General features: G+C 66.7%; 19 protein-coding genes. 16 read left to right on the top strand and 3 right to left on the bottom strand.

The window, feature by feature from the left end; all coding sequences use genetic code 11:
* A partial coding sequence (locus BLQ76_RS19955) for an SDR family NAD(P)-dependent oxidoreductase (RefSeq protein WP_139184070.1) occupies window positions 1-296 on the bottom strand: 296 nt, incomplete at its 3' end.
* An 11-nt stretch (window positions 297-307) separates the two neighbouring features.
* Window positions 308-1,057 (bottom strand): SDR family NAD(P)-dependent oxidoreductase, encoded by a 750-nt coding sequence (locus tag BLQ76_RS19950; RefSeq protein ID WP_090676610.1) that lies wholly within the window; start codon window positions 1,055-1,057, stop codon window positions 308-310.
* Between the two features lie 137 nt (window positions 1,058-1,194).
* Between BLQ76_RS19950 and BLQ76_RS19945 the strand changes: the two genes are divergently transcribed.
* Entirely contained in the window at window positions 1,195-2,106 is a 912-nt protein-coding gene (locus BLQ76_RS19945; protein WP_090676881.1) for a LysR family transcriptional regulator, read from the top strand.
* A gap of 167 nt (window positions 2,107-2,273) precedes the next feature.
* Window positions 2,274-2,978, top strand: a complete 705-nt coding sequence (locus BLQ76_RS19940) for a haloacid dehalogenase type II (protein ID WP_090676880.1) — start codon at window positions 2,274-2,276, stop codon at window positions 2,976-2,978.
* A gap of 529 nt (window positions 2,979-3,507) precedes the next feature.
* Here the strand turns inward: BLQ76_RS19940 and BLQ76_RS19930 are convergent.
* Window positions 3,508-4,920, bottom strand: a complete 1,413-nt coding sequence (locus tag BLQ76_RS19930) for an aminotransferase-like domain-containing protein (protein WP_090676877.1) — start codon at window positions 4,918-4,920, stop codon at window positions 3,508-3,510.
* A 305-nt stretch (window positions 4,921-5,225) separates the two neighbouring features.
* Between BLQ76_RS19930 and BLQ76_RS19925 the strand changes: the two genes are divergently transcribed.
* From BLQ76_RS19925 to BLQ76_RS19860, 14 genes are all read left to right on the top strand, one after another.
* Window positions 5,226-5,705, top strand: coding sequence for an MSMEG_0572/Sll0783 family nitrogen starvation response protein (locus BLQ76_RS19925; protein WP_090676876.1), 480 nt, complete (start codon window positions 5,226-5,228; stop codon window positions 5,703-5,705).
* A 26-nt stretch (window positions 5,706-5,731) separates the two neighbouring features.
* Window positions 5,732-6,778 carry a Nit6803 family nitrilase gene (locus BLQ76_RS19920; RefSeq protein ID WP_090676873.1) on the top strand — a complete coding sequence of 349 codons (1,047 nt, stop codon included), beginning with the start codon at window positions 5,732-5,734 and terminating at the stop codon, window positions 6,776-6,778.
* Window positions 6,723-7,841, top strand: coding sequence for an MSMEG_0568 family radical SAM protein (locus BLQ76_RS19915; RefSeq protein ID WP_170842687.1), 1,119 nt, complete (start codon window positions 6,723-6,725; stop codon window positions 7,839-7,841). The genes BLQ76_RS19920 and BLQ76_RS19915 overlap by 56 nt, the downstream gene beginning before the upstream one ends.
* A complete protein-coding gene (locus tag BLQ76_RS19910) occupies window positions 7,841-8,377 on the top strand; it encodes an MSMEG_0567/Sll0786 family nitrogen starvation N-acetyltransferase (protein WP_090676892.1) in 537 nt (178 codons plus the stop codon). Before BLQ76_RS19915 ends, BLQ76_RS19910 begins: the two co-directional genes overlap by 1 nt.
* The gene (locus BLQ76_RS19905) at window positions 8,374-9,354 is read left to right on the top strand and encodes a sll0787 family AIR synthase-like protein (RefSeq protein ID WP_090676870.1); all 981 of its coding nucleotides are present in this window, start codon (window positions 8,374-8,376) and stop codon (window positions 9,352-9,354) included. Before BLQ76_RS19910 ends, BLQ76_RS19905 begins: the two co-directional genes overlap by 4 nt.
* Window positions 9,351-10,496: an MSMEG_0565 family glycosyltransferase gene (locus BLQ76_RS19900; RefSeq protein WP_090676869.1), complete on the top strand. Its 1,146-nt coding sequence runs from the start codon at window positions 9,351-9,353 to the stop codon at window positions 10,494-10,496. Before BLQ76_RS19905 ends, BLQ76_RS19900 begins: the two co-directional genes overlap by 4 nt.
* Entirely contained in the window at window positions 10,489-10,776 is a 288-nt protein-coding gene (locus BLQ76_RS19895; RefSeq protein ID WP_090676867.1) for an MSMEG_0570 family nitrogen starvation response protein, read from the top strand. Before BLQ76_RS19900 ends, BLQ76_RS19895 begins: the two co-directional genes overlap by 8 nt.
* A 3-nt stretch (window positions 10,777-10,779) precedes the next feature.
* A complete protein-coding gene (locus BLQ76_RS19890; RefSeq protein WP_090676865.1) occupies window positions 10,780-12,057 on the top strand; it encodes an MSMEG_0569 family flavin-dependent oxidoreductase in 1,278 nt (425 codons plus the stop codon).
* 95 nt (window positions 12,058-12,152) lie between these two features.
* Window positions 12,153-12,947: a Pnap_2097 family protein gene (locus BLQ76_RS19885; protein ID WP_244519747.1), complete on the top strand. Its 795-nt coding sequence runs from the start codon at window positions 12,153-12,155 to the stop codon at window positions 12,945-12,947.
* 241 nt (window positions 12,948-13,188) lie between these two features.
* Window positions 13,189-14,382: a GNAT family N-acetyltransferase gene (locus tag BLQ76_RS19880; RefSeq protein WP_244519746.1), complete on the top strand. Its 1,194-nt coding sequence runs from the start codon at window positions 13,189-13,191 to the stop codon at window positions 14,380-14,382.
* Between the two features lie 32 nt (window positions 14,383-14,414).
* Window positions 14,415-15,242 carry a MurR/RpiR family transcriptional regulator gene (locus BLQ76_RS19875; RefSeq protein WP_090676861.1) on the top strand — a complete coding sequence of 276 codons (828 nt, stop codon included), beginning with the start codon at window positions 14,415-14,417 and terminating at the stop codon, window positions 15,240-15,242.
* Complete coding sequence (locus tag BLQ76_RS19870; RefSeq protein ID WP_090676859.1) at window positions 15,226-16,116, top strand: N-acetylmannosamine kinase; 891 nt, start codon at window positions 15,226-15,228, stop codon at window positions 16,114-16,116. Before BLQ76_RS19875 ends, BLQ76_RS19870 begins: the two co-directional genes overlap by 17 nt.
* 104 nt (window positions 16,117-16,220) lie before the next feature.
* Window positions 16,221-16,928: an N-acetylmannosamine-6-phosphate 2-epimerase gene (locus tag BLQ76_RS19865; protein WP_090676857.1), complete on the top strand. Its 708-nt coding sequence runs from the start codon at window positions 16,221-16,223 to the stop codon at window positions 16,926-16,928.
* The gene (locus BLQ76_RS19860; protein ID WP_090676855.1) at window positions 16,925-17,938 is read left to right on the top strand and encodes a Gfo/Idh/MocA family protein; all 1,014 of its coding nucleotides are present in this window, start codon (window positions 16,925-16,927) and stop codon (window positions 17,936-17,938) included. The genes BLQ76_RS19865 and BLQ76_RS19860 overlap by 4 nt, the downstream gene beginning before the upstream one ends.

Below are 17,938 nucleotides of genomic sequence, written 5' to 3'. Positions count from 1 at the left end.
GGCGTCGGGCCGTAGACGGCCGCGTTGTTTACAAGAATGTCGAGCGAGCCGTAGGCGGCTATCGCCCGTGCGAACAGGCGCTTTACATCCTCGCCATTCGCAACGCTGGCCCGCACGGCGATCGCCTCGCCGCCACCGGCCGTGATCTCGGCCACGACGTCGTCGGCACCTTGGCGGCTGGAAGCGTAGTTCACGACCACGCGGGCGCCCCGCGCTGCCAGCTCTTTGGCGATTGCAGCACCGATCCCCTTGGAGGCGCCGGTCACGACGGCGGTCTTGCCTTCGAGGTTCTTCATGACGTTCCCCCTCATAGCTGCGTCATGCCGCCGTCGACGACGAGATCCGTTCCCGTCGAGAAGCTGCTTTCGTCGGAGGCCAGGAACAGCGCCGCGGCAGCGAGTTCCTCCGGGCGACCGATGCGGCCGAGCGGGACATGCGAGGCCGCCTGCCTGCGGAACTCGGCGGCCGCTTCCAATGATCCGACCTGCCCCTCGATGATGGGCGTGTCGACAGGGCCGGGGCTCAGCGTGTTCACCCGTATGCCCCGTGCCACGAGTTCGGCCGCGGCGGTACGCACGAGCGACCGGACCGCTGCCTTTGTGGCGTTGTAGACGCTGTGGCCGGCCATGCCCTTGGCGGAAAGGCAGGACGACACGAGAATGATCGAGCCGCCATCCCGCATGAGCGGCAGCGCCTTCTGCAACGTGAAGTACGTGCCCTTCACGTTGATATCGAACATGCGGTCGAAGTGCTCTTCCGAGGCGGTCTCGATCGGGCTGGATGCGATCACCCCGGCGTTGGCGACCAGGACGTCGAGCCGTCCCTCCGCCTGCCGGACCGTCTCGAACAAGCGGTCGAGGCTATTAAGGTCCGCGACGTCGCCCTGAACGACCTTCGCCTTCTCGCCGAGCTGCGTGCCCGCCGCCTCGAGTTCGGCCTGTCGGCGTCCGGTGATGTAGACGGTTGCCCCTTCCGCGATGAACCGTTCGGCGATCGCGAGGCCGATGCCACTGGAGCCTCCCGTCACGATGGCGATCTTGCGGTCGAGCTTGCCCATAGGCTTTCCCCGTCTGTTTGTCCCAGTGCCGAGCGCCGTGCGATACTGCACCTCGGACACTCGCTGGCGCGGTGTGGCGGAAACCGGATCGAAGTAGAACTGGCGCAAAACGCACCTGTCTCGTGAGAAAACGCACCATGGATCATTGGGACGAGCTTCGCATGTTCCTGGCCGTCGCCGAGGGCGGCACCGTGCGGGCGGCCGCCGATGCGCTCGACGTCAACCACGCCACCATCATCCGCGGCATCGGCCGTCTGGAGGACCGGCTCGAGACCAAGCTCTTCGACAAGCCGTCGACCGGATACAGGCTGACGGATGCGGGTGCCGATGTCGTCGATCTGGCCCGGCAGATGTCGACGGCGTCGTCGCAGTTGGAGGCCCGGATCTTCGGGCGGGACCAGAGCGTGTCCGGCCCTCTGCGACTGACGCTGCCGATCTCGTTTGCGACCGACTTGCTGATGCCGACGCTGGCTGCATTCCGCGCAGCCTATCCCGAGATCGCGCTGGAGATCATCGGCTCAGGTGCAGTCGCAAACCTCGGCAACCGGGAGGCGGACGTCGCCCTGCGCGTCGTCGTTGGCGGCAAGTCTCCGCCCGACAACCTCTACGGCACGCGGCTCGGCGCCTTCCATACAGGCTACTACGTCCATCGCAGCCTGTTGGCGGACGGTGCATCTGCATCCGCTGCCGCGTGGCTGCTCGGAGCCGATGAGACCGTGCCCACGACTTGGCAACCCGGGGGAGGGCTGCGGATGGCATCGACGCCGATCCGTTTTGCCGAGATGCGTTCGCAGTTCGAAGCGGCGCGTGCGGGCATGGGGATCACGCATCTGCCGTGCTTCCTCGGCGATGCCGATCCGGATCTTGTCCGCGTCCCGGCAGGTCCGATCAGCCACGTCGGCGACATATGGCTTCTGACCCATGCCGACACGCGGCAGACAAAGCGGGTGCGTCTTCTGTGCGACCATATCCGCAGTGCGATGCGCGGCCTTGCCGGACGGCTGGCAGGACAGGGTCAGGGCGAGGGCGGCAACGTCGGGGCCGGCTGAAGGGCCCCGAGGGCTGGCTCCTGCGCAGAACATCGCTTGTCGAGTGGCCGAGAAGCGAGATCCGGAGCGGGTGGGGCAGGGCGCGCACACACGGTCGAATTTGGGGGTTCGTTCATCCCACACTCGACCTAGTTCGTTATGGGCAGACACGAACAGGGTCGCTGGGCATGCCGCAAACGCCATCCGTTATCGTCTTCGACGTCAACGAGACGCTGCTCGACATCACTGTACTGGAGCCGCTGTTCGCACGGCTCTTCTCCGACGCCTCGGTCATGCGGCAGTGGTTCGCCGAACTCATCCTCCAGTCGGAGGCGCTGACGCTCTCCGGATTGTACGTCCGCTTCGACGAACTGACCGCGGGAGTCCTGCGGATGGTCGGTGACGTGCGGCGGGTCTCCGTTCAGAGGAGCGACGTCGAGGAGTTGGGCACCCTCCTTCGCACCATGCCGGCGCATCCGGACGCCGCACCCGCCCTGGCCATGCTAAAGCAGAGTGGGTTCCGGCTTGTCACCCTGACGAACTCGCCTCCGCCCGCGGCCCCGAGCCCGCTCGAGCGGGCCGGCCTCGCCTCGTTCTTCGACCGGACCTACAGCGTCGATCAGGTCCGCAGGTTCAAGCCGGCGCCAGAGACCTACCGGATGGTGGCGGAGGGCGAGGGCGTGTTGCCGGCCGATCTCTGCCTCGTCGCCTGCCATGTTTGGGACACCGTCGGCGCTCAAGCGGCCGGGTGCGTTACAGGATTGGTCGAACGATCCGGGAACGCGGCGCTGCGTGCCGAAGGTGTGCCGTTCCCTGACATCGTCGCTGCGGACCTTCAGACCCTTGCGACCGAGCTCGTTCACCGATGGGGACGGTCCGCACTCGATAGATAGCCGATTGGCTGTTCGTTCGATCGGCGCGCTTGAGTTGTTTTCGGACGGTCCGGTTGCGGTTCCACAAAATCAGACCCTGCCTGTCAACCGTACGGTTTACGATCGCGGACGATCCCGCCGTCTGAGGCCGTGTCAGAACTGATGGTCCGCAGCCATTACGGCCACGTTGAAACATTCTGAACCGCCACTTCGTTCGCGCCGCGAAAGCTTCGGCGGAGAATCCGTCAGCGGCTGCGCGAACTTGTTCCAGGCTTGCAACGAGAGGTGTTCTTGCGATCCGACGACGTCGGTGCGCTGGAACAAGCGATGGAGCGAGGACCCAGCGGCCGGCATTATCTCGGCCGCCAACCCCATCCGCTTCTGGTGCGGGACGAAAAAGGGCTGCGATGACGTCTTTTGCGGGAGGACGTCAGTGAGGTGCACGACGTGGGGCTTCCGAATGATCGAGAGATGACCCTCGGTCGGGTCGAAGTACAGACTTCCGATTACATCCTTCCAGTCTGGCCTGACTCACGTCTGCGCCGACGCCTCACCAGAAGCTCGGGGCACGCTCCGGCGTTTCTGCCAACGAGTGGGCGACAAACGTCAGGACCTTTCGCAGATCCTCTTGCCTGATCGGGCCGCCCAAGCACAGACGGACCGTTTCGGGCGGCGCCACGCCATCCACGACGAACGCGTCGCTGGCAACGACCCCGACGCCGGTGCCGCGCATCTGCCCTGCGAAAGAGGACCGCGTCCAACCTCTGGGAAGGGGCATCCAAACGTTGAACGCGAGCGGATCACCTTGAAACGATCCCTCGTTCAGGATCTCCCGCGCCATTCGTTGACGAGTTCTCGCCTCCGAGCGGATGAAGGACAGGATCGCGTCGGCGGTGCCGTCCTCGATCCATCGCGTCGCGATGGCGGCCGTCACCGGCGATGCCATGACATTGGCCGCCGACATCGCGGCGACGAACGGCCAAGCGGACCTTGCGTCGGGTGCGACGACGTAGGCAACGCGTAGCCCTGCCCCGATGCATTTCGCAAGACCTGCGATATGCCACGTGAGGTCGGGAGCGACCGCGGCGAACGGCGGCTCTCCGTGGTTCGGGACGAACCCATAAGCATCATCCTCGATGATCGGCACCCCGAAATCCCGTGCCACCTTGGCGATTGCGGCCCGCCGCGCTGCGGGGACCGTCAGGGTGGTAGGGTTGTGGAGCGTGGGATTGAGGTAGAGCGCCTTCGGTTCGAGCGTCCGGCAAGCGGCGCGAAACGCGTCGGGAAGGATTCCGTCCCGGTCCATCGCCAGACCGACCAGCCGCAAGTCCTTCTGCGCCGCGATGGCGCGGATCCCCGGATACGTAATGGCCTCACACAGGACGACATCTCCGGGCGAGCACAGGAGGCGGAGGATGCCGAGCAGAGCGGCATGGGCCCCGGGGGTGACGAACAGCCGATCCTGAGAGGGGACGAGGGCGCGGCGGCCGAGCCAGTTCGAGGCGGCGTCTTTGTCCCCGGGCGCCCCGCCGAACCCCTGGTATCGAAGAAGGGTCTTCATGCTGCCCGCGACGGCAGAGAAGCCAGCCTCCATGCGCGCGAGAAGGTCCGTGTCCTCCGGCTCCGGCGGCAGGTTCATGGTGAAATCGATACGAGAGGCAGCCGTCGGCCGGGCAAAGGAACTCGGCGCCGGCCGTTCCCGCCGCAGCCGTTCGAGCGCCCCCGCAGCGACGAAGCTGCCGCGTCCGACATGACTGACGAGGAGCCCGCGCTTCTGCGCCTCCACGTAGCCTCTGGCTACAGTCGTGAAATCGATCCGGAGCCGGTAGGCGAGACGGCGCTGGGGCGGAAGGCGGGTGCCAGGATGCAGGAGGCCGTCCAGGATGTCCGCTGCGATCGCGTCGGCGAGGGCCATGTAGCGTGGCTTGTCGCTGCGCGAGAGGTCCGGCTCCCAATCGTCCATGTCGTCGGCATTCCCTAACAGATCAGCCGACTGGAATGACCACATATTGACTGCATCATCAAGCCTTTCACAAGAGCGGGATTCCTGATGTTCTTTCTGGTCAGAAGCGACGATATTTAGTGCAGGTTTCTGCCTAAAAAGTCAGTCGACTGGCGCGTGAACACTCAAAAACTCCAGACATCCTGAGAATATTGGATGCAAAATTGACTGTAATATATAACGTTACTTGACCGGATATGCTTGGGGCTCCGAATGTCCCCTTGTTGCAACGCGAACTCCCACCAGCAGCCACGAGAGGGATAGCCATGCCGACCGTTGAGAAAGAGGCCCACAAGAAGGGCGACTACTTCGTCGACTACGAGGAGAAGGTCTTCGAGGACGTGAAGGCCGATTCGGGCGAGCGTGCCCTCGTCACCTTCCACACGGTCGCCTTCGAGGGCTCGATCGGCTTCGTCAACCTGCTCCAGGCCACGCGCCTGCTACGCAAGGGCTTCGAGACGAGCGTCCTGCTTTACGGCCCCGGCGTTACGCTCGGCATCCAGCGCGGCTTCCCGAAGATTGGTGACGAGGCCTTCCCCGGCCACCAAAACATGAACAACCAGCTCGTGAAGTTCATGGAGGAAGGCGGCAAGGTCTACGCCTGCCGCTTCGCGCTTCAGGCCCTCTACGGCCACGGCGAGCCCTCGCTGATCCCCGGCATCCGCCCGATCGCGCCGACCGATGTGCTGGACCTCATCCTCCTGCACCGTAAGGACGCCTTCATGGTCCACACCTGGACCGTCTGACGGGACGCAAGCGGAAGGAGACGGCCATGGCCGAAAAGCGGATCGTCAGGGTGGCGGCGGTGCAGATCGCGCCAGACCTCTCCTCGCGAGAGGGCACGGTGGAGCGCGTCGTGAACGCCATCACCGAGGCTGCGGGGAAAGGGGCCAAGCTCGTGGTGTTCCCCGAAACCTTCGTGCCCTGGTACCCCTACTTCTCCTTCTGCTTCCCGCCGATGGCGACCGGGGCCGAGCACCTGCGCCTGTACGAGAACGCGGTCGCGGTGCCGAGCCCGGCAACCGAGGCCGTTTCTGCGGCGGCTCGCCGGCACGGCGTCGTGGTCGCGCTCGGCGTCAACGAGCGGGACCACGGGACGCTCTACAACACCCAGCTCCTCTTCGACGCCGACGGCTCGCTCAAGCTCCGGCGCCGCAAGATCACACCGACCTTCCACGAGCGGATGATTTGGGGGCAGGGCGACGGCTCGGGCCTGACCGTGGTCGACACCGCGGTGGGCCGGGTCGGAGCGCTCGCCTGCTGGGAGCACTACAACCCGCTCGCCCGCTACGCCCTCATGGCGCAGCACGAGGAGATCCACGTGGCACAGTTCCCCGGCTCCCTGGTCGGCCCGATCTTCGCCGACCAGATCGAGGTGACGATCCGCCATCACGCACTGGAGTCCGGCTCTTTCGTCGTCAATGCCACGGGCTGGCTGACTGAGGAGCAGATCGCATCGATCCAGCCCGACGAGAAGCTGCAACGCGGCCTGCGCGGCGGGTGCATGACCGCGATCGTCTCGCCCGAAGGCGCACATGTCGTGCCGCCGCTGACCGAGGGCGAGGGCATCCTCGTCGCCGATCTCGACATGGGCCTCGTCCTCAAGCGCAAGCGGATGATGGACTCGGTCGGCCATTACGCCCGCCCCGAGCTCCTCTCGCTCCAACTCGACAACCGCCGCCAGGCGCCGATGCGCAGTCTGGCCGATCCCGCCGACCTGTCCTTCGGAGACGAACGCGATGAAGCCGATGCTGCCGACCGCGATGGAGACCGCGGAACTGATCAACGAGTTGCAGTCCTTCGGCGCGCGCCTCGTTGATCCGAAAGCCGGCGCGGATTCGCGCCGGGGCGGGGCGGGTCCTTCCGATCACAAGGCGATGACCATCGATGGGATGACCGTGATGGTTCCCGTCCACACCGCGCCGGCCTTCGAGAGCCCCTATCTCGTCGAGAAGCCCGACGCCTTCGGCCGCTCGCGCGTGCTGCGCGACGGCCTCGCCATCGGCAATATCTCGTTTCCGCTGCGCCCGAAGTTCTACGACCTCGAGACGGCGGACGGCATTCCCTATTCAAAGATCGCGGTGCTGCACGGGCGCGATGTCCTGGCCACCACGGTCCTCCAGACCTGCATCCGTTACCAGAGCCGCACCAAGACGTGCCAGTTCTGCGCGATCGGGCAATCGTTGGCCGCCGGCCGCACGATCGAGCGCAAGACCCCGGCCCAGCTCGGCGAAGTCGCCAGGGCGGCGGTAGAGCTCGACGGCGTGAAGCATATGGTCATGACCACGGGCACGCCGCCGGGGCGTGATCGGGGCGCGGCGATCCTGTGCGAGAGCGCGGCCGGCGTGAAGGCGGCGGTGGACCTGCCGATCCAGGTCCAGTGCGAGCCGCCGGACGAGGACGCCTGGTTCGCCCGAATGCGCGACTGCGGAGCCGATGCGCTCGGCATGCATCTCGAGGCCGTCACCGAACCCGTGCGTCGACGCATCATGCCGGGCAAGGCGCAGGTGTCGGTGGAGCGCTACTTCTCGGCCTTTGAGGCGGCCGTGCCCGTCTTCGGCCGGGGCCAGGTCTCGACCTACATCCTCGCCGGGCTCGGCGACACGCGCGAGGAGATCCTCGGGGTCTGCGAGCGTCTCGTCGGGATCGGTGTCTATCCGTTCGTGGTGCCCTTCGTGCCGATCTCGGGCACGCCGCTCGAGAGCCACCCGACGCCCGAGCCGGCCTTTATGAATTCCATCCTGCGCCCGCTCGCCCGGATGCTGGTGGATGGCGGTCTGAAGTCGGTCGACGTCAAGGCGGGCTGCGCGAAGTGCGGCGCTTGTTCGGCGCTTTCGACCTTCGAGCGGGGCCAAGGCGCTGCCCAAGGGTGCGCCGCGTGATGTTCGAGCCTGTCAAGCACTTCACCGCGCCGAGCTTCCAGATCAAGCATGCCGTCGACCCATGGGAGAAGGCGGGCGCCGCCGCCCTGCGCCGCCGCGTCTTCTGCCGCGAGCAGGGCCTGTTCGGCGAGGACGACCGCGACGCGATCGACGAGGTGGCGATACCGATCGTCGCGCTGGCCCTCTGGGGCGTCTATGCCGACGCCGTGGTTGGCACGGTGCGCATCCACGAGGATGCGCCGGGCCTCTGGTGGGGTTCGCGCCTCGCCGTCTGCGAGGAGCATCGCCGCGTCGGTGCGCTCGGTTCCGCCCTGATCCGCCTGGCGGTCTCCTCGGCCCATGCGCGCGGCTGCACGCGCTTCCTGGCGCACGTGCAGAGCCAGAACGTCCTCCTGTTCCGCCGCCTCCATTGGGAGACTGTCGGTGAGGTCGAGCTCCATGGCCGCCTCCACCACCGCATGGAGGCCGATCTCGCCCACTATCCGCCCTTCCACGCGCCGCAGACGGGCTTCCTGGCGCTGAGGTCGGCGGCATGAGCGGCGACCTCGACCTCGGAGCGCTCGCCGATGCGCTGCGGCGCAGTCCCGGCATCGCGGCGAAGGCGGACATCGCGGATGCCACGATCGGTCTCGGGCTGTCAGGCTCGGGCACCGTCCCGGTCGGCGACGACTGTGCGGCCATCCCGGACGGCGAGGGCTGGCAGCTCCTCGCCATCGAAGGCTTCATGAACGAGTTCGTGGCGCGCGATCCCTGGTTCGCCGGCTGGTGCGGCGTGATGGTCAACGTGTCCGACGTCGCGGCCATGGGCGGGCACCCGGTGGCGGTGGTCGATGCCCTCTGGGCGGAAGGAAGCGAACACGCCGCAGAGGTACTCGCGGGCATGAGGGCCGCCTCGGAACGCTTTGGCGTGCCGATCGTCGGCGGCCACACGAATCTGAAGACCGACCGCGGCCAGCTCTCGGTCGCGATCCTCGGACGCGCCAAGCGACTGCTGACGAGCTTCGACGCTAAGCCAGGCGACCGGCTCCTCGCCGCGATCGATCTGCGCGGCCGCTACCGCGAGCCCTTCTCGAACTGGGAGGCCGCTACCGACGCACCGGGCGAGCGGCTGCGCGGCGACATCGCGCTCCTGCCGCGGATCGCCGAGGAGGGCCTCGCCCGGGCCGCCAAGGACATCAGCCAGGGCGGCGTCGTCGGAACGGCTGCGATGTTCGCGGAGTGCTCCGGGGTGGCGATCTCGATCGAGGTGGACGCCGTGCCGCGGCCGGACGGCGTGCCCCTGGAGAGATGGCTCACGACCTTCCCGAGCTTCGGCTACCTCCTCGCCGTCCGACCCGAACACCTCGACATGGTTCTCGGCCTCTTCCAGGGCCGTGGCATCGCCGCGGCCGAGATTGGCAGCGTTGCCGAGGGCACCGCCGTGTCGATCGCGCGAGGCGACCGTGTGGAGGTCGTCCGCGACCTTGCCCGCTCGCCGCTCCTGCTGCCGCGTACCCTGGAGAAGGCGGCATGAGGGTCGCGCTCCTCACCCACTCCACCAACCCGCGCGGCGGCGTCGCGCATGCGCTCGCGGTGGGAGAGGCGCTGAACCGCCTCGGTCAGGAGGCGGTCGTCCACGCCCCTGCCGGCCCCGGAGCGAGCTTCTACCGAGCGGCCTGGTGCGAGACGCGCGGCGTGGCGACCGTGCCGGCGGAGCGAGGCTTCGCACCTTTCGTCAAAGGGCGGATCGCCGACTACGTCCGTCATTTCGAGGATCCGACGCGGCGGCGGTTCGATGTCTTCCATGCCGGCGACGGCATCTCGGCGAACGCGCTCGCAACGCTGCGCGACCGCGGCATGATCTCGGCCTTCGCCTACACGGTCCATCACCTCGACAGCTTCGGCGACGCCGATGTCGACGCGCTCCAGGGACGGGCGCTTCTGGCGGCCGACGCGCATCTCACCGTCAGCCATCTGTGGCAGGACAAGCTGCGGCACGAGCACGGGATCTCCGCGACGCTGGTCGGCAATGGCGTCGACCGTTCGATCTTCCGCCCCGACGGGGATGGGCGCGAGGCCGCGCTGCGGAAGCGCCTCGGCATCGGGCCGGGACCCGTCTTCCTAGCGGTCGGAGGCGTCGAGGCGCGCAAGAATACGGTCGCGATCGTCGAGGCTTTCGCCAACGTCCTGCACGTTCATCCCGATGCCTGGCTGGTCGTCGCCGGAGGGGCCTCGCTCCTTGATCACGGCGCCTACCGCGCACAGTTCGACGCCGCCCTCGGCCAGCTCGGCGCCGCAGGCGCGCGCGTCGTCCTCAGCGGGCCGGTCGGGCAGGACGACATGCCGGCGCTCTACCGCGCCGCCGACGCGCTCGTCTTTCCCTCGCTGATTGAGGGGTTCGGATTGGTGGCGCTGGAAGCCATCGCCTGCGGCACGCCCGCCGTCGTCTCGGCGCTGCAACCCTTCACAGAACACTTCGGAGCCGACGACGTCCTCTGGTGCGACCCGAAACGTCCCTTGACGATCGCCGACGCCATGGTGCTCGCGCTGCATGCACCGGTCCGGGCCCGGCTCGCGGCCCGCACCGAAGCGGTGCTCGGCCTTCACGACTGGACGGACGTCGCCGCCCGGCACCTTTCCGTCTACGAACGCCTCCGCGAAACCGTCCATGCCTGAGATGCGCTTCACCATTCGCTGGCCCGACGGCGGCACCGAGGACTGCTATTCGCCATCCTTGGTGATCAAGGATCATCTCGAACCTGGGCGATCCTATCCCCTTGCCGAGTTCCGCGATCGCAGTCGCGCGGCGCTATCGATCGCGAGCGACCGCGTCCTCGCCAAGTACGGGTTCCCGTGCTCGCGCGCCCTCGCGCAAATCGGGCGGATCGACGCCGGATGCCGCCAATTTGAAGACACGCCCGACCCGCAAGTCGGCGTCCTCTCGTTCCAGGAGTGAGCCATGTCCGCACCGCTTCCGACCTTCGTGCCCGTTGCCGTCGTTGGCGGCGGACAGGCGGGCTTGTCCCTCAGCGCGCACCTCAAAACGCGCGGCATCGAGCACCTCGTTCTCGAGAAATCGACGGCGATGCATGTCTGGGCCGATCGGCGCTGGGACAATTTTTGCCTCGTCACGCCCAACTGGCAATGCGACCTGCCGGGCCATCCCTATGAGGGGCCGGACCCCGACGGCTTCATGCGCAAGCCCGAAATCCTCGCCTACCTCGCGGCCTTCCGCGAAAAGGTCGACCCGCCGCTTCTCGAGGGGACCGCGGTGACGCACGTCTTCCCCCATCCCCTGGGCGGCTTCACGGTGGAGACCTCGGCGGGCACGCTCCGCGCGGATCAGGTCGTGGGGGCGTCGGGCGGCTATACCGTGCCGATCATGCCCTCCTATGCCGGAGACCTGCCGGCGTCGATCGCGCAGATTCATTCCGAGGAGTACCGCAACGCGGCGCAACTCCCGCCGGGGCCCGTGCTCGTCGTCGGCTCCGGACAGTCCGGTGCCCAGATCGCGGAGGACCTGCACCTCGCGGGACGACAGGTGCACCTCGCCGTCGGCAACGCGCCGCGCTGTGCCCGCTTCTACCGCGGCCGAGACGTCGTCACCTGGCTCGCCGACATGAACTACTACGACATGCCTGTGGACATGCACCCGCTGCGCGAGGGCGTGCGCGACAACACGAACCACTACGTGACCGGCCGGGACGGGGGGCGCGACATCGATCTCCGCCGCTTCGCGACGGAGGGCATGCGCCTCTACGGCCAACTCGACGGTTACGAGCAGGGAACGCTGCGCTTCCTGCCGACGCTCGGCAAAAGCCTCGACGAGGCCGACCGCGTCTACAACGGCATCAACGCCTCGATCGATCGCTTCATCGACGAAATGGGCATCGAGGCACCGCCGCCCAGCGCCTACGAGCCCGTCTGGAAGCCCGACGCGGAGCCGCTCAGGCTCGACCTTGCTGCCGAGGGCATCGCGGCGATCGTCTGGTGCATCGGCTTCCGACCGGACTTCGGATGGCTCCAGGCCCCGGTCTTCACGAGCCAGGGGCATCCGCTCCACAAGCGGGGCGTGACCGAGGTGCCGGGCCTTTACTTCCTCGGCCTGCCGTGGCTCCACACCTGGGGCTCGGGACGCTTTTCCAGCGTCGGCCGGGACGCCGCCCACCTCGCGGAGCGCATCGAAGAAGCTCTCAGCGTTGCGCGGAGCCCGGCGCGCCTTGCTGCCGTGGGCTGATGCCGATGAACGTCATATCTCCGCTTCGTCTCGCCGGAACTCCGGTCCGCCTCGCAGTGACCCCGCGGGACCGCGAGGACGCCATCCGTCTCGGCATGCCTCACCTGTCCGGCTGTGGGATTTCAGAGAACTGGCTCCTTAAGGAACTCGGCCACCGCCACTGGATGATGCTGGCCGGGCAGGCCGGCATGAACGGACCGGACTTCCGAGACGATGAAGGCCGGCAAGTCTATGCCGCCTTCTGTGCGGTTCGGCTCACGGATGCGCGACTCGATCTCGGCGTCGAGAACGGCGCCCTCGCCATCCGCTCGACCATGCGCCGGGTGTCCCGCACCCAGGTCGAGAGCCGTCACGAACTGCGCATCGACGGTGTGGCCGCAGGCCTCGTCAAAATGGTCTCCACGTTCATTAGGCGGACGGGCCGAGGCAACCACTCCGTCGCGCGGGTCGCCCTCGACGACTTGGTTCCGGTCGATCCTTTGCCCTCGGACCTAGCCTCACTGGCAGCCACGCTCCGCGCGCGGCGGCGCCCGCACCATTTCGGGATCAACCTCTCGGCTGTCAGCACTGAAATCGCGGCGTTCGAGTTCGACCCGTGCCCGGAGCTGGACTTCAACGGGGCGGGCTTCCTGTACTTCCCAAGCTTCCTTGCCTTCGTGGACAGGGCCGAATGGCAGCTCAGCCGTAGGCGGTCGGCACTGGCACGACGCGATGCCTTCTACCACGGCAATGTCGATCCCGGCGTGCCGATCCGCGTGGTCCTCGTCGCAGAGGAGCCTGTCCGCTCGACCCGCTGGTGGCGTCTCGAACGGACGGATGAACGGGCCATCCTCGCGGATGTATTCACGCAGCGTCTCCAAACGGCGGTCAATGCGTACACCGCGATCTGAGGCGTCCGCCGAGGGTGGAAAGCTTCCGGTCCGCTTACGGACAAGGATTGGCCGGAGCGGACATCGGCGATTGTTGGTCGATCCAGCAAAATAGGGTGCCGAACGCCAGCGTGTGAATGAGGATTGAGGCGTCCATCCTAGGCGTGACGTCGATCGTGTTGGCTTCGAAGATCGAGTCCATGAACGCGGGCCACGGCTTCCGCCAAGCAAAGACACGGTGATCAGTTGCAACGTCCGCTTGATGGAGGAAATTTTCTCCGATAACAATAATATGAAAATAATCTACATGAGGCGTGTGATGGAGCGAGCGACGACCACCGACGCGGAGCGGATCGGATGGCTGATGCGCATGGCCTTCGGCATGACAGAGGCGCGCACCCGCGAGTATCTCGACCATATCGGGACCGACAGCTTCCTTGTTCTCCGCTCCGGAAAGGAAGTATCGGCCTGTGCCGCTCTCCTCCCGACACGCCATCGGTTTGGCGGCGGTTGGGTGCGGGCCGCCAACATTGCCCATGTCGCCATCGCGCCGGAAGCCCGCGGAGGAGGTCTTGCCAGGCCGTTGGTGAACGGCTTGGCCAATGTCGCCCGGGAGAACGGTGCAGCGATGGTGACGCTGTTCGCCTCCGCGCGTCCGGTCTATCGCAAATGCGGCTTCGAGCTGGCCGGAAGTGAGATCGTCTACGAGGCGGAAACACAGGCACTGCCGCTGCGGACCGATCTGGCGTTCGCATCCGTCGCGCTCGATGATCCGAGATTACGCGAGGCGTACGATGCCAAGACGATCAGCGAGGCCGGCCTGCTCGATCGAACGCAGGCGCACTGGCATGAGATCATCCGGGAGCCGCGCGACGGCCTATCCGCATTTGTCATAGGGGAGGGGCCACTCTCCGCCTACGTGATCCTCGATGCCTCGGATCCAGGTCTGCTGACGGTACGCGACTGGTGCGCCAGCACCGGCCGGGAGGCCGCAGCCCTCCTGGCGTTCCTCGGACGCTTTCGTTCCGTCTATCCCCTCGTGAGATGGCACGGCGGGCCACACGACGACCTGGTGGCCGCCATGCCCGACAAGGGGTGGCGGCTTGCGCACCAGGAGGACTGGCTTGCCCGGATCCTCGACCCGAAGGCAGCGCTGGAAGCGCGTGGCTACCTCGTGCGCGAAGCGGTCCTGAACCTGCACATTGCGGACGAAGCCGGGGACAATTCCGCGATCGCCCTTGAGATCGCAGGGGAAAAAGCCCGGGTCCGGAACGGATCATTGTCCGGCGCCCCGTCGCTGACGATCACGTTGCCTTTCTTCGCTTCGCTCTTCACCGGCTATCGATCCGCATCGCACCTTCGCCGGCAGGGGCATCTCGAAACGGACGAGGAAGGGGCCCGCCTTGCCGATCTCGTCTTCGCCGGTCCTCCTCCATGGCTCGCGGAGCACGTATAGGGTCGCTTCAACGACCATTGGAGACGCATGGTATGTCGCAGGCCCTTCTCGCGAAGCTGAGGTCGCTCTCGAGCGACATGACACCCGCCCTCGCACGCGTGGCGGACGCTGTGCTCGCCCAACCGGAGACGACCCTCTACCAAAGCATCACGGAGCTGGCGGAGACCTCCAACTCTTCCGAAGCCAGCGTCATGCGCTTCTGTCGCGACCAAGGCTTTTCCGGCTTCCAGGACTTCAAGCTCGCGCTCGCCAAGGAACTGGCGACCGATAACCGGGCAGCAGGTGCCGGGGAGCCGACCGACGACATCCAACGCCTTGTCGAGACCGCGGTTGTGGCCCTGCGCGAGACCGAGCAGTTGATCGTGCGGGCCGACGTCGCAACTGCGGCAGAACGCCTCCTGCGGGCGAGCCTAGTCGAGAGCTTCGGGGTCGCCGCCTCCGCGATCACGGCCCAGTACCTGGCCTACAAGATGTCGCGCGTCGGTCGCGTCTGCCGGTCACACTGCGATGCCTCGCTCGCCATCATGGCGGCCGGCACGGCGCCCGCGGATACAGTGCAGGTCGTCGTGTCCAGTTCGGGATCGACGATCGACGCGGTACGCGTCGCCGAGGTCGCGCGGTCTAGCGGCGCCTTCGTGATCGGCATCACCAATCGGGCGAAGAGCCCGCTGGTCGCGGCGTGCGACCTGACCCTTGTGGCGTCCTGGCCCGAGACGCCGCTCACCGGCGGGGCCTTCCCGTCGAAGATCAGCCAACTGCTCATCGTCGATGCCCTGATCGGGGAAATGGGTCGCCAAGACCCTCATTGCCTCGCCACGGCCGAGAGAACCGCGGAAGTCGTCAGTGACCGAAGTTTCTAGCCTGCCCGTCCGGGCCGTCGACATAGGTGGCACCAAGATCGCGCTCGCCACCGTCGAGGGAACGAGCGTCTCGGACCGACACCAGTTCGCGACGCCGCGCACCGGGCGGGGACTGGATCTCGTCGCATCGATCGCCGACGCCCTCCGCCGCATGCCCGGAGACGGTCCGGTGGCGGTTGCCACGACGGGAATGGTGGACGAAGGCCGGCTCACGGCGCTCAACCCGACCACCCTGCCGATCGAGAACGGCTTCCCGCTTGTGGAGACGCTCGCCGAGGCCATCGGAACCGTTCCGCTCCTCCTCAACGACGCCCAAGCCGCGGCCTGGGGCGAGTATCGCTACGGTGCCGGTCGCGGTTGTGCCAACTTCACGTTCATGACCGTCTCCACGGGTATCGGGGCCGGCATCGTGGTGAACGGACAACTCCTCGTCGGACGGCGCGGGCTCGCCGGTCATCTTGGGCACGTCGTTGCCGACCCCAATGGCCCGCACTGTGGTTGCGGGCGGCGGGGCTGCTTGGAGACGATGGCTTCCGGGACGGCGCTGGCACGCCTGGGCAGCGACGCACTCGGAAAACCGATGGGCGCTCCGGAACTCTTCGCCATCGCGGCTGGCGGAAACGAGAACGCTAAGACGGTCATCCGGACTGCAGCCCGTCGTGTCGCCAGCTCGCTCGGGGACTTGTCCGCGGTTTGCGACGTCGAACGCGTCGCGCTCGGTGGCGGAGTGGGTCTTGCGCCGGGCTTCCTTGAGCTGGTGCTTGAAGCCGTCAACGACCTTCCGCCGACCTTCCAGCGCGAAGTCGTCAGGGCGGAGGCGGGACCCGATGCAGGTCTCATCGGAGTTGCCGCGCTTGCCGTGACGTCGATATGAAGGAAATTTTCTTCGCAGAAAAAATGTTGACGGAATTCTCCCTTTAGCCTTAGCTGTGCTTAGCATCGGCGGAGTTGATCCGCACAAGCGCACCAAGGCTCCTCGTGACCCCGACACAATTCACCGAACTCACGAACACGCTCGTCGTGTCCTGCCAGGCGGAGCCCGGTCTCCCGCTCGACGCACCGATACATATCGAGGCACTGGCCCGTTCCGCCGTGATCGGCGGCGCTTCCGGACTGCGTATCCAAGGCATCGCCAACATCCGTGCGGTTCGTGCCGCAACTGACCTCCCGCTGATCGGCCTCCTGAAGGTCGATCGGCCCGGAACCGACGTCTACATCACGCCGACCGTTGCCGACGTCGAAGCGGTCATCGAGGCTGGGGCCGACATCGTTGCCTTTGACGCCACTGACCGCGTTCGTCCCGATACGGTCGCCACTCTCTGCGAGACGGTGCGACAGGCCGGTCGCCTTTCCATGGCCGACATCAGCACCGCGGCCGAGGGCGTGGCAGCCATGAGGGTGGGGGCGGACATCGTGAGCACGACGATGTCGGGCTACACGCCGCACTCACGCAAGCTCCCGGGACCTGACTTCGAGTTGATGCACGAGCTTGCCGTCGCGGGTGTGCCCTTCGCAGCCGAAGGACGGATCTGGACGGGCGAGGAAGCACGTCGCGCCTTCGAGCTCGGTGCCCGCTTCGTCGTGGTCGGCAGCGCGATCACCCGGCCCGACATGATCACGCGGCGCTTCATCGACGAGGCGCTGCGCAACCCCTCCCGGACGTTCCAAGGACAAGCCGCAGAATGAGCGACACCAAACGCATCGCCGTCATCGGCGCAGGCTTCATGGGCTCGATGCACGCCTCGATCTTCGCCCGACTGAGAGGCTGCGAGCTTGCTGCCATCGTCGATCCGAACACGGCCCTGGCGACCGGCGTCGCCGATAAGCTTGGCGGAGCGAAGGTTTACGCGTCGCATGACGAGCTTCTCGCGAACGAACGGCTCGACCTGATCAGCATCTGCACGCCTGACAACCTTCACCTCGCACCCGCACTCGCCGCGGCTGAGAAGGGCGTGAACCTTTTCATCGAGAAGCCCATCGCGTCCTCGCTGGACGAGGCGAGACAGATCGTCGACGCCTGCCGCAAGGCCGGCACGAAGCTCGGCATCGGCTACCTCCTGCGCTTCGATCCCCGCTACGCCCATGCCAAGGAGCTGATCGCGACGGGGCGCACGGGCGCGCCAATCCACCTCTACGCCCGCCGTAACAGCGCCCGGACGGAGGGGCCGAAGCGCTACGCCGGCAAGCTTCCGCTCGCCCTGCACGTCACCGTGCACGACGTGGACCTGGCCCTCTGGATGCTCGAGGGTCAGAAGCCCGTCACCGTCTACGCTCAGGAGACAGACCGCCTTCTCGGACCCATCGGGACGCAGGACACGATCGCCGCCATCGTCCGCTTCTCCGACGGAACGGTGGTGAACTTCGAGAGCGCCTGGTCACTGCCTTCGGGCGCGCGGCACATGATCGACGCCCGTCTTGAGTTCATTGGCACGGAAGGATCTTTCGAGATCCAGTGCGGCGACAGCGGCCTCTACTTCGCCGACAACGAACGCTCCCAGGAGATCGATACCCAGCACTGGCCGATCGTCGGCGGCAGGGTCGAGGGAGACCTGAAGCGCGAGCTCGAGGGGGTCATCGACTGGCTCGATGGCGGCAATTCCCCGGTCGCGACGGGAGAGGAGGCCATAGCCTCGCTCGAATTGACGTTGGCCATGATCCGGTCGGCCGAGACGGATGAGGTCGTCCGTCTCTCGTAA

Source organism: Aureimonas jatrophae (assembly GCF_900104035.1).
Taxonomy (GTDB): domain Bacteria; phylum Pseudomonadota; class Alphaproteobacteria; order Rhizobiales; family Rhizobiaceae; genus Aureimonas; species Aureimonas jatrophae.
This window is presented reverse-complemented; position numbering and strand designations above follow the sequence as displayed.

Coding starts and splice junctions, on each gene's coding strand:
- BLQ76_RS19875 (WP_090676861.1), top strand. CDS start 14,415: ATGTCGCAGGCCCTTCTCGCGAAGCTGAGGTCGCTCTCGAGCGACATG.
- BLQ76_RS19940 (WP_090676880.1), top strand. CDS start 2,274: ATGCCGCAAACGCCATCCGTTATCGTCTTCGACGTCAACGAGACGCTG.
- BLQ76_RS19910 (WP_090676892.1), top strand. CDS start 7,841: ATGTTCGAGCCTGTCAAGCACTTCACCGCGCCGAGCTTCCAGATCAAG.
- BLQ76_RS19915 (WP_170842687.1), top strand. CDS start 6,723: ATGGAGACCGCGGAACTGATCAACGAGTTGCAGTCCTTCGGCGCGCGC.
- BLQ76_RS19930 (WP_090676877.1), bottom strand. CDS start 4,920: ATGGACGATTGGGAGCCGGACCTCTCGCGCAGCGACAAGCCACGCTAC.
- BLQ76_RS19900 (WP_090676869.1), top strand. CDS start 9,351: ATGAGGGTCGCGCTCCTCACCCACTCCACCAACCCGCGCGGCGGCGTC.
- BLQ76_RS19880 (WP_244519746.1), top strand. CDS start 13,189: ATGGAGGAAATTTTCTCCGATAACAATAATATGAAAATAATCTACATG.
- BLQ76_RS19950 (WP_090676610.1), bottom strand. CDS start 1,057: ATGGGCAAGCTCGACCGCAAGATCGCCATCGTGACGGGAGGCTCCAGT.
- BLQ76_RS19890 (WP_090676865.1), top strand. CDS start 10,780: ATGTCCGCACCGCTTCCGACCTTCGTGCCCGTTGCCGTCGTTGGCGGC.
- BLQ76_RS19925 (WP_090676876.1), top strand. CDS start 5,226: ATGCCGACCGTTGAGAAAGAGGCCCACAAGAAGGGCGACTACTTCGTC.
- BLQ76_RS19895 (WP_090676867.1), top strand. CDS start 10,489: ATGCCTGAGATGCGCTTCACCATTCGCTGGCCCGACGGCGGCACCGAG.
- BLQ76_RS19885 (WP_244519747.1), top strand. CDS start 12,153: ATGCCTCACCTGTCCGGCTGTGGGATTTCAGAGAACTGGCTCCTTAAG.
- BLQ76_RS19860 (WP_090676855.1), top strand. CDS start 16,925: ATGAGCGACACCAAACGCATCGCCGTCATCGGCGCAGGCTTCATGGGC.
- BLQ76_RS19945 (WP_090676881.1), top strand. CDS start 1,195: ATGGATCATTGGGACGAGCTTCGCATGTTCCTGGCCGTCGCCGAGGGC.
- BLQ76_RS19920 (WP_090676873.1), top strand. CDS start 5,732: ATGGCCGAAAAGCGGATCGTCAGGGTGGCGGCGGTGCAGATCGCGCCA.
- BLQ76_RS19905 (WP_090676870.1), top strand. CDS start 8,374: ATGAGCGGCGACCTCGACCTCGGAGCGCTCGCCGATGCGCTGCGGCGC.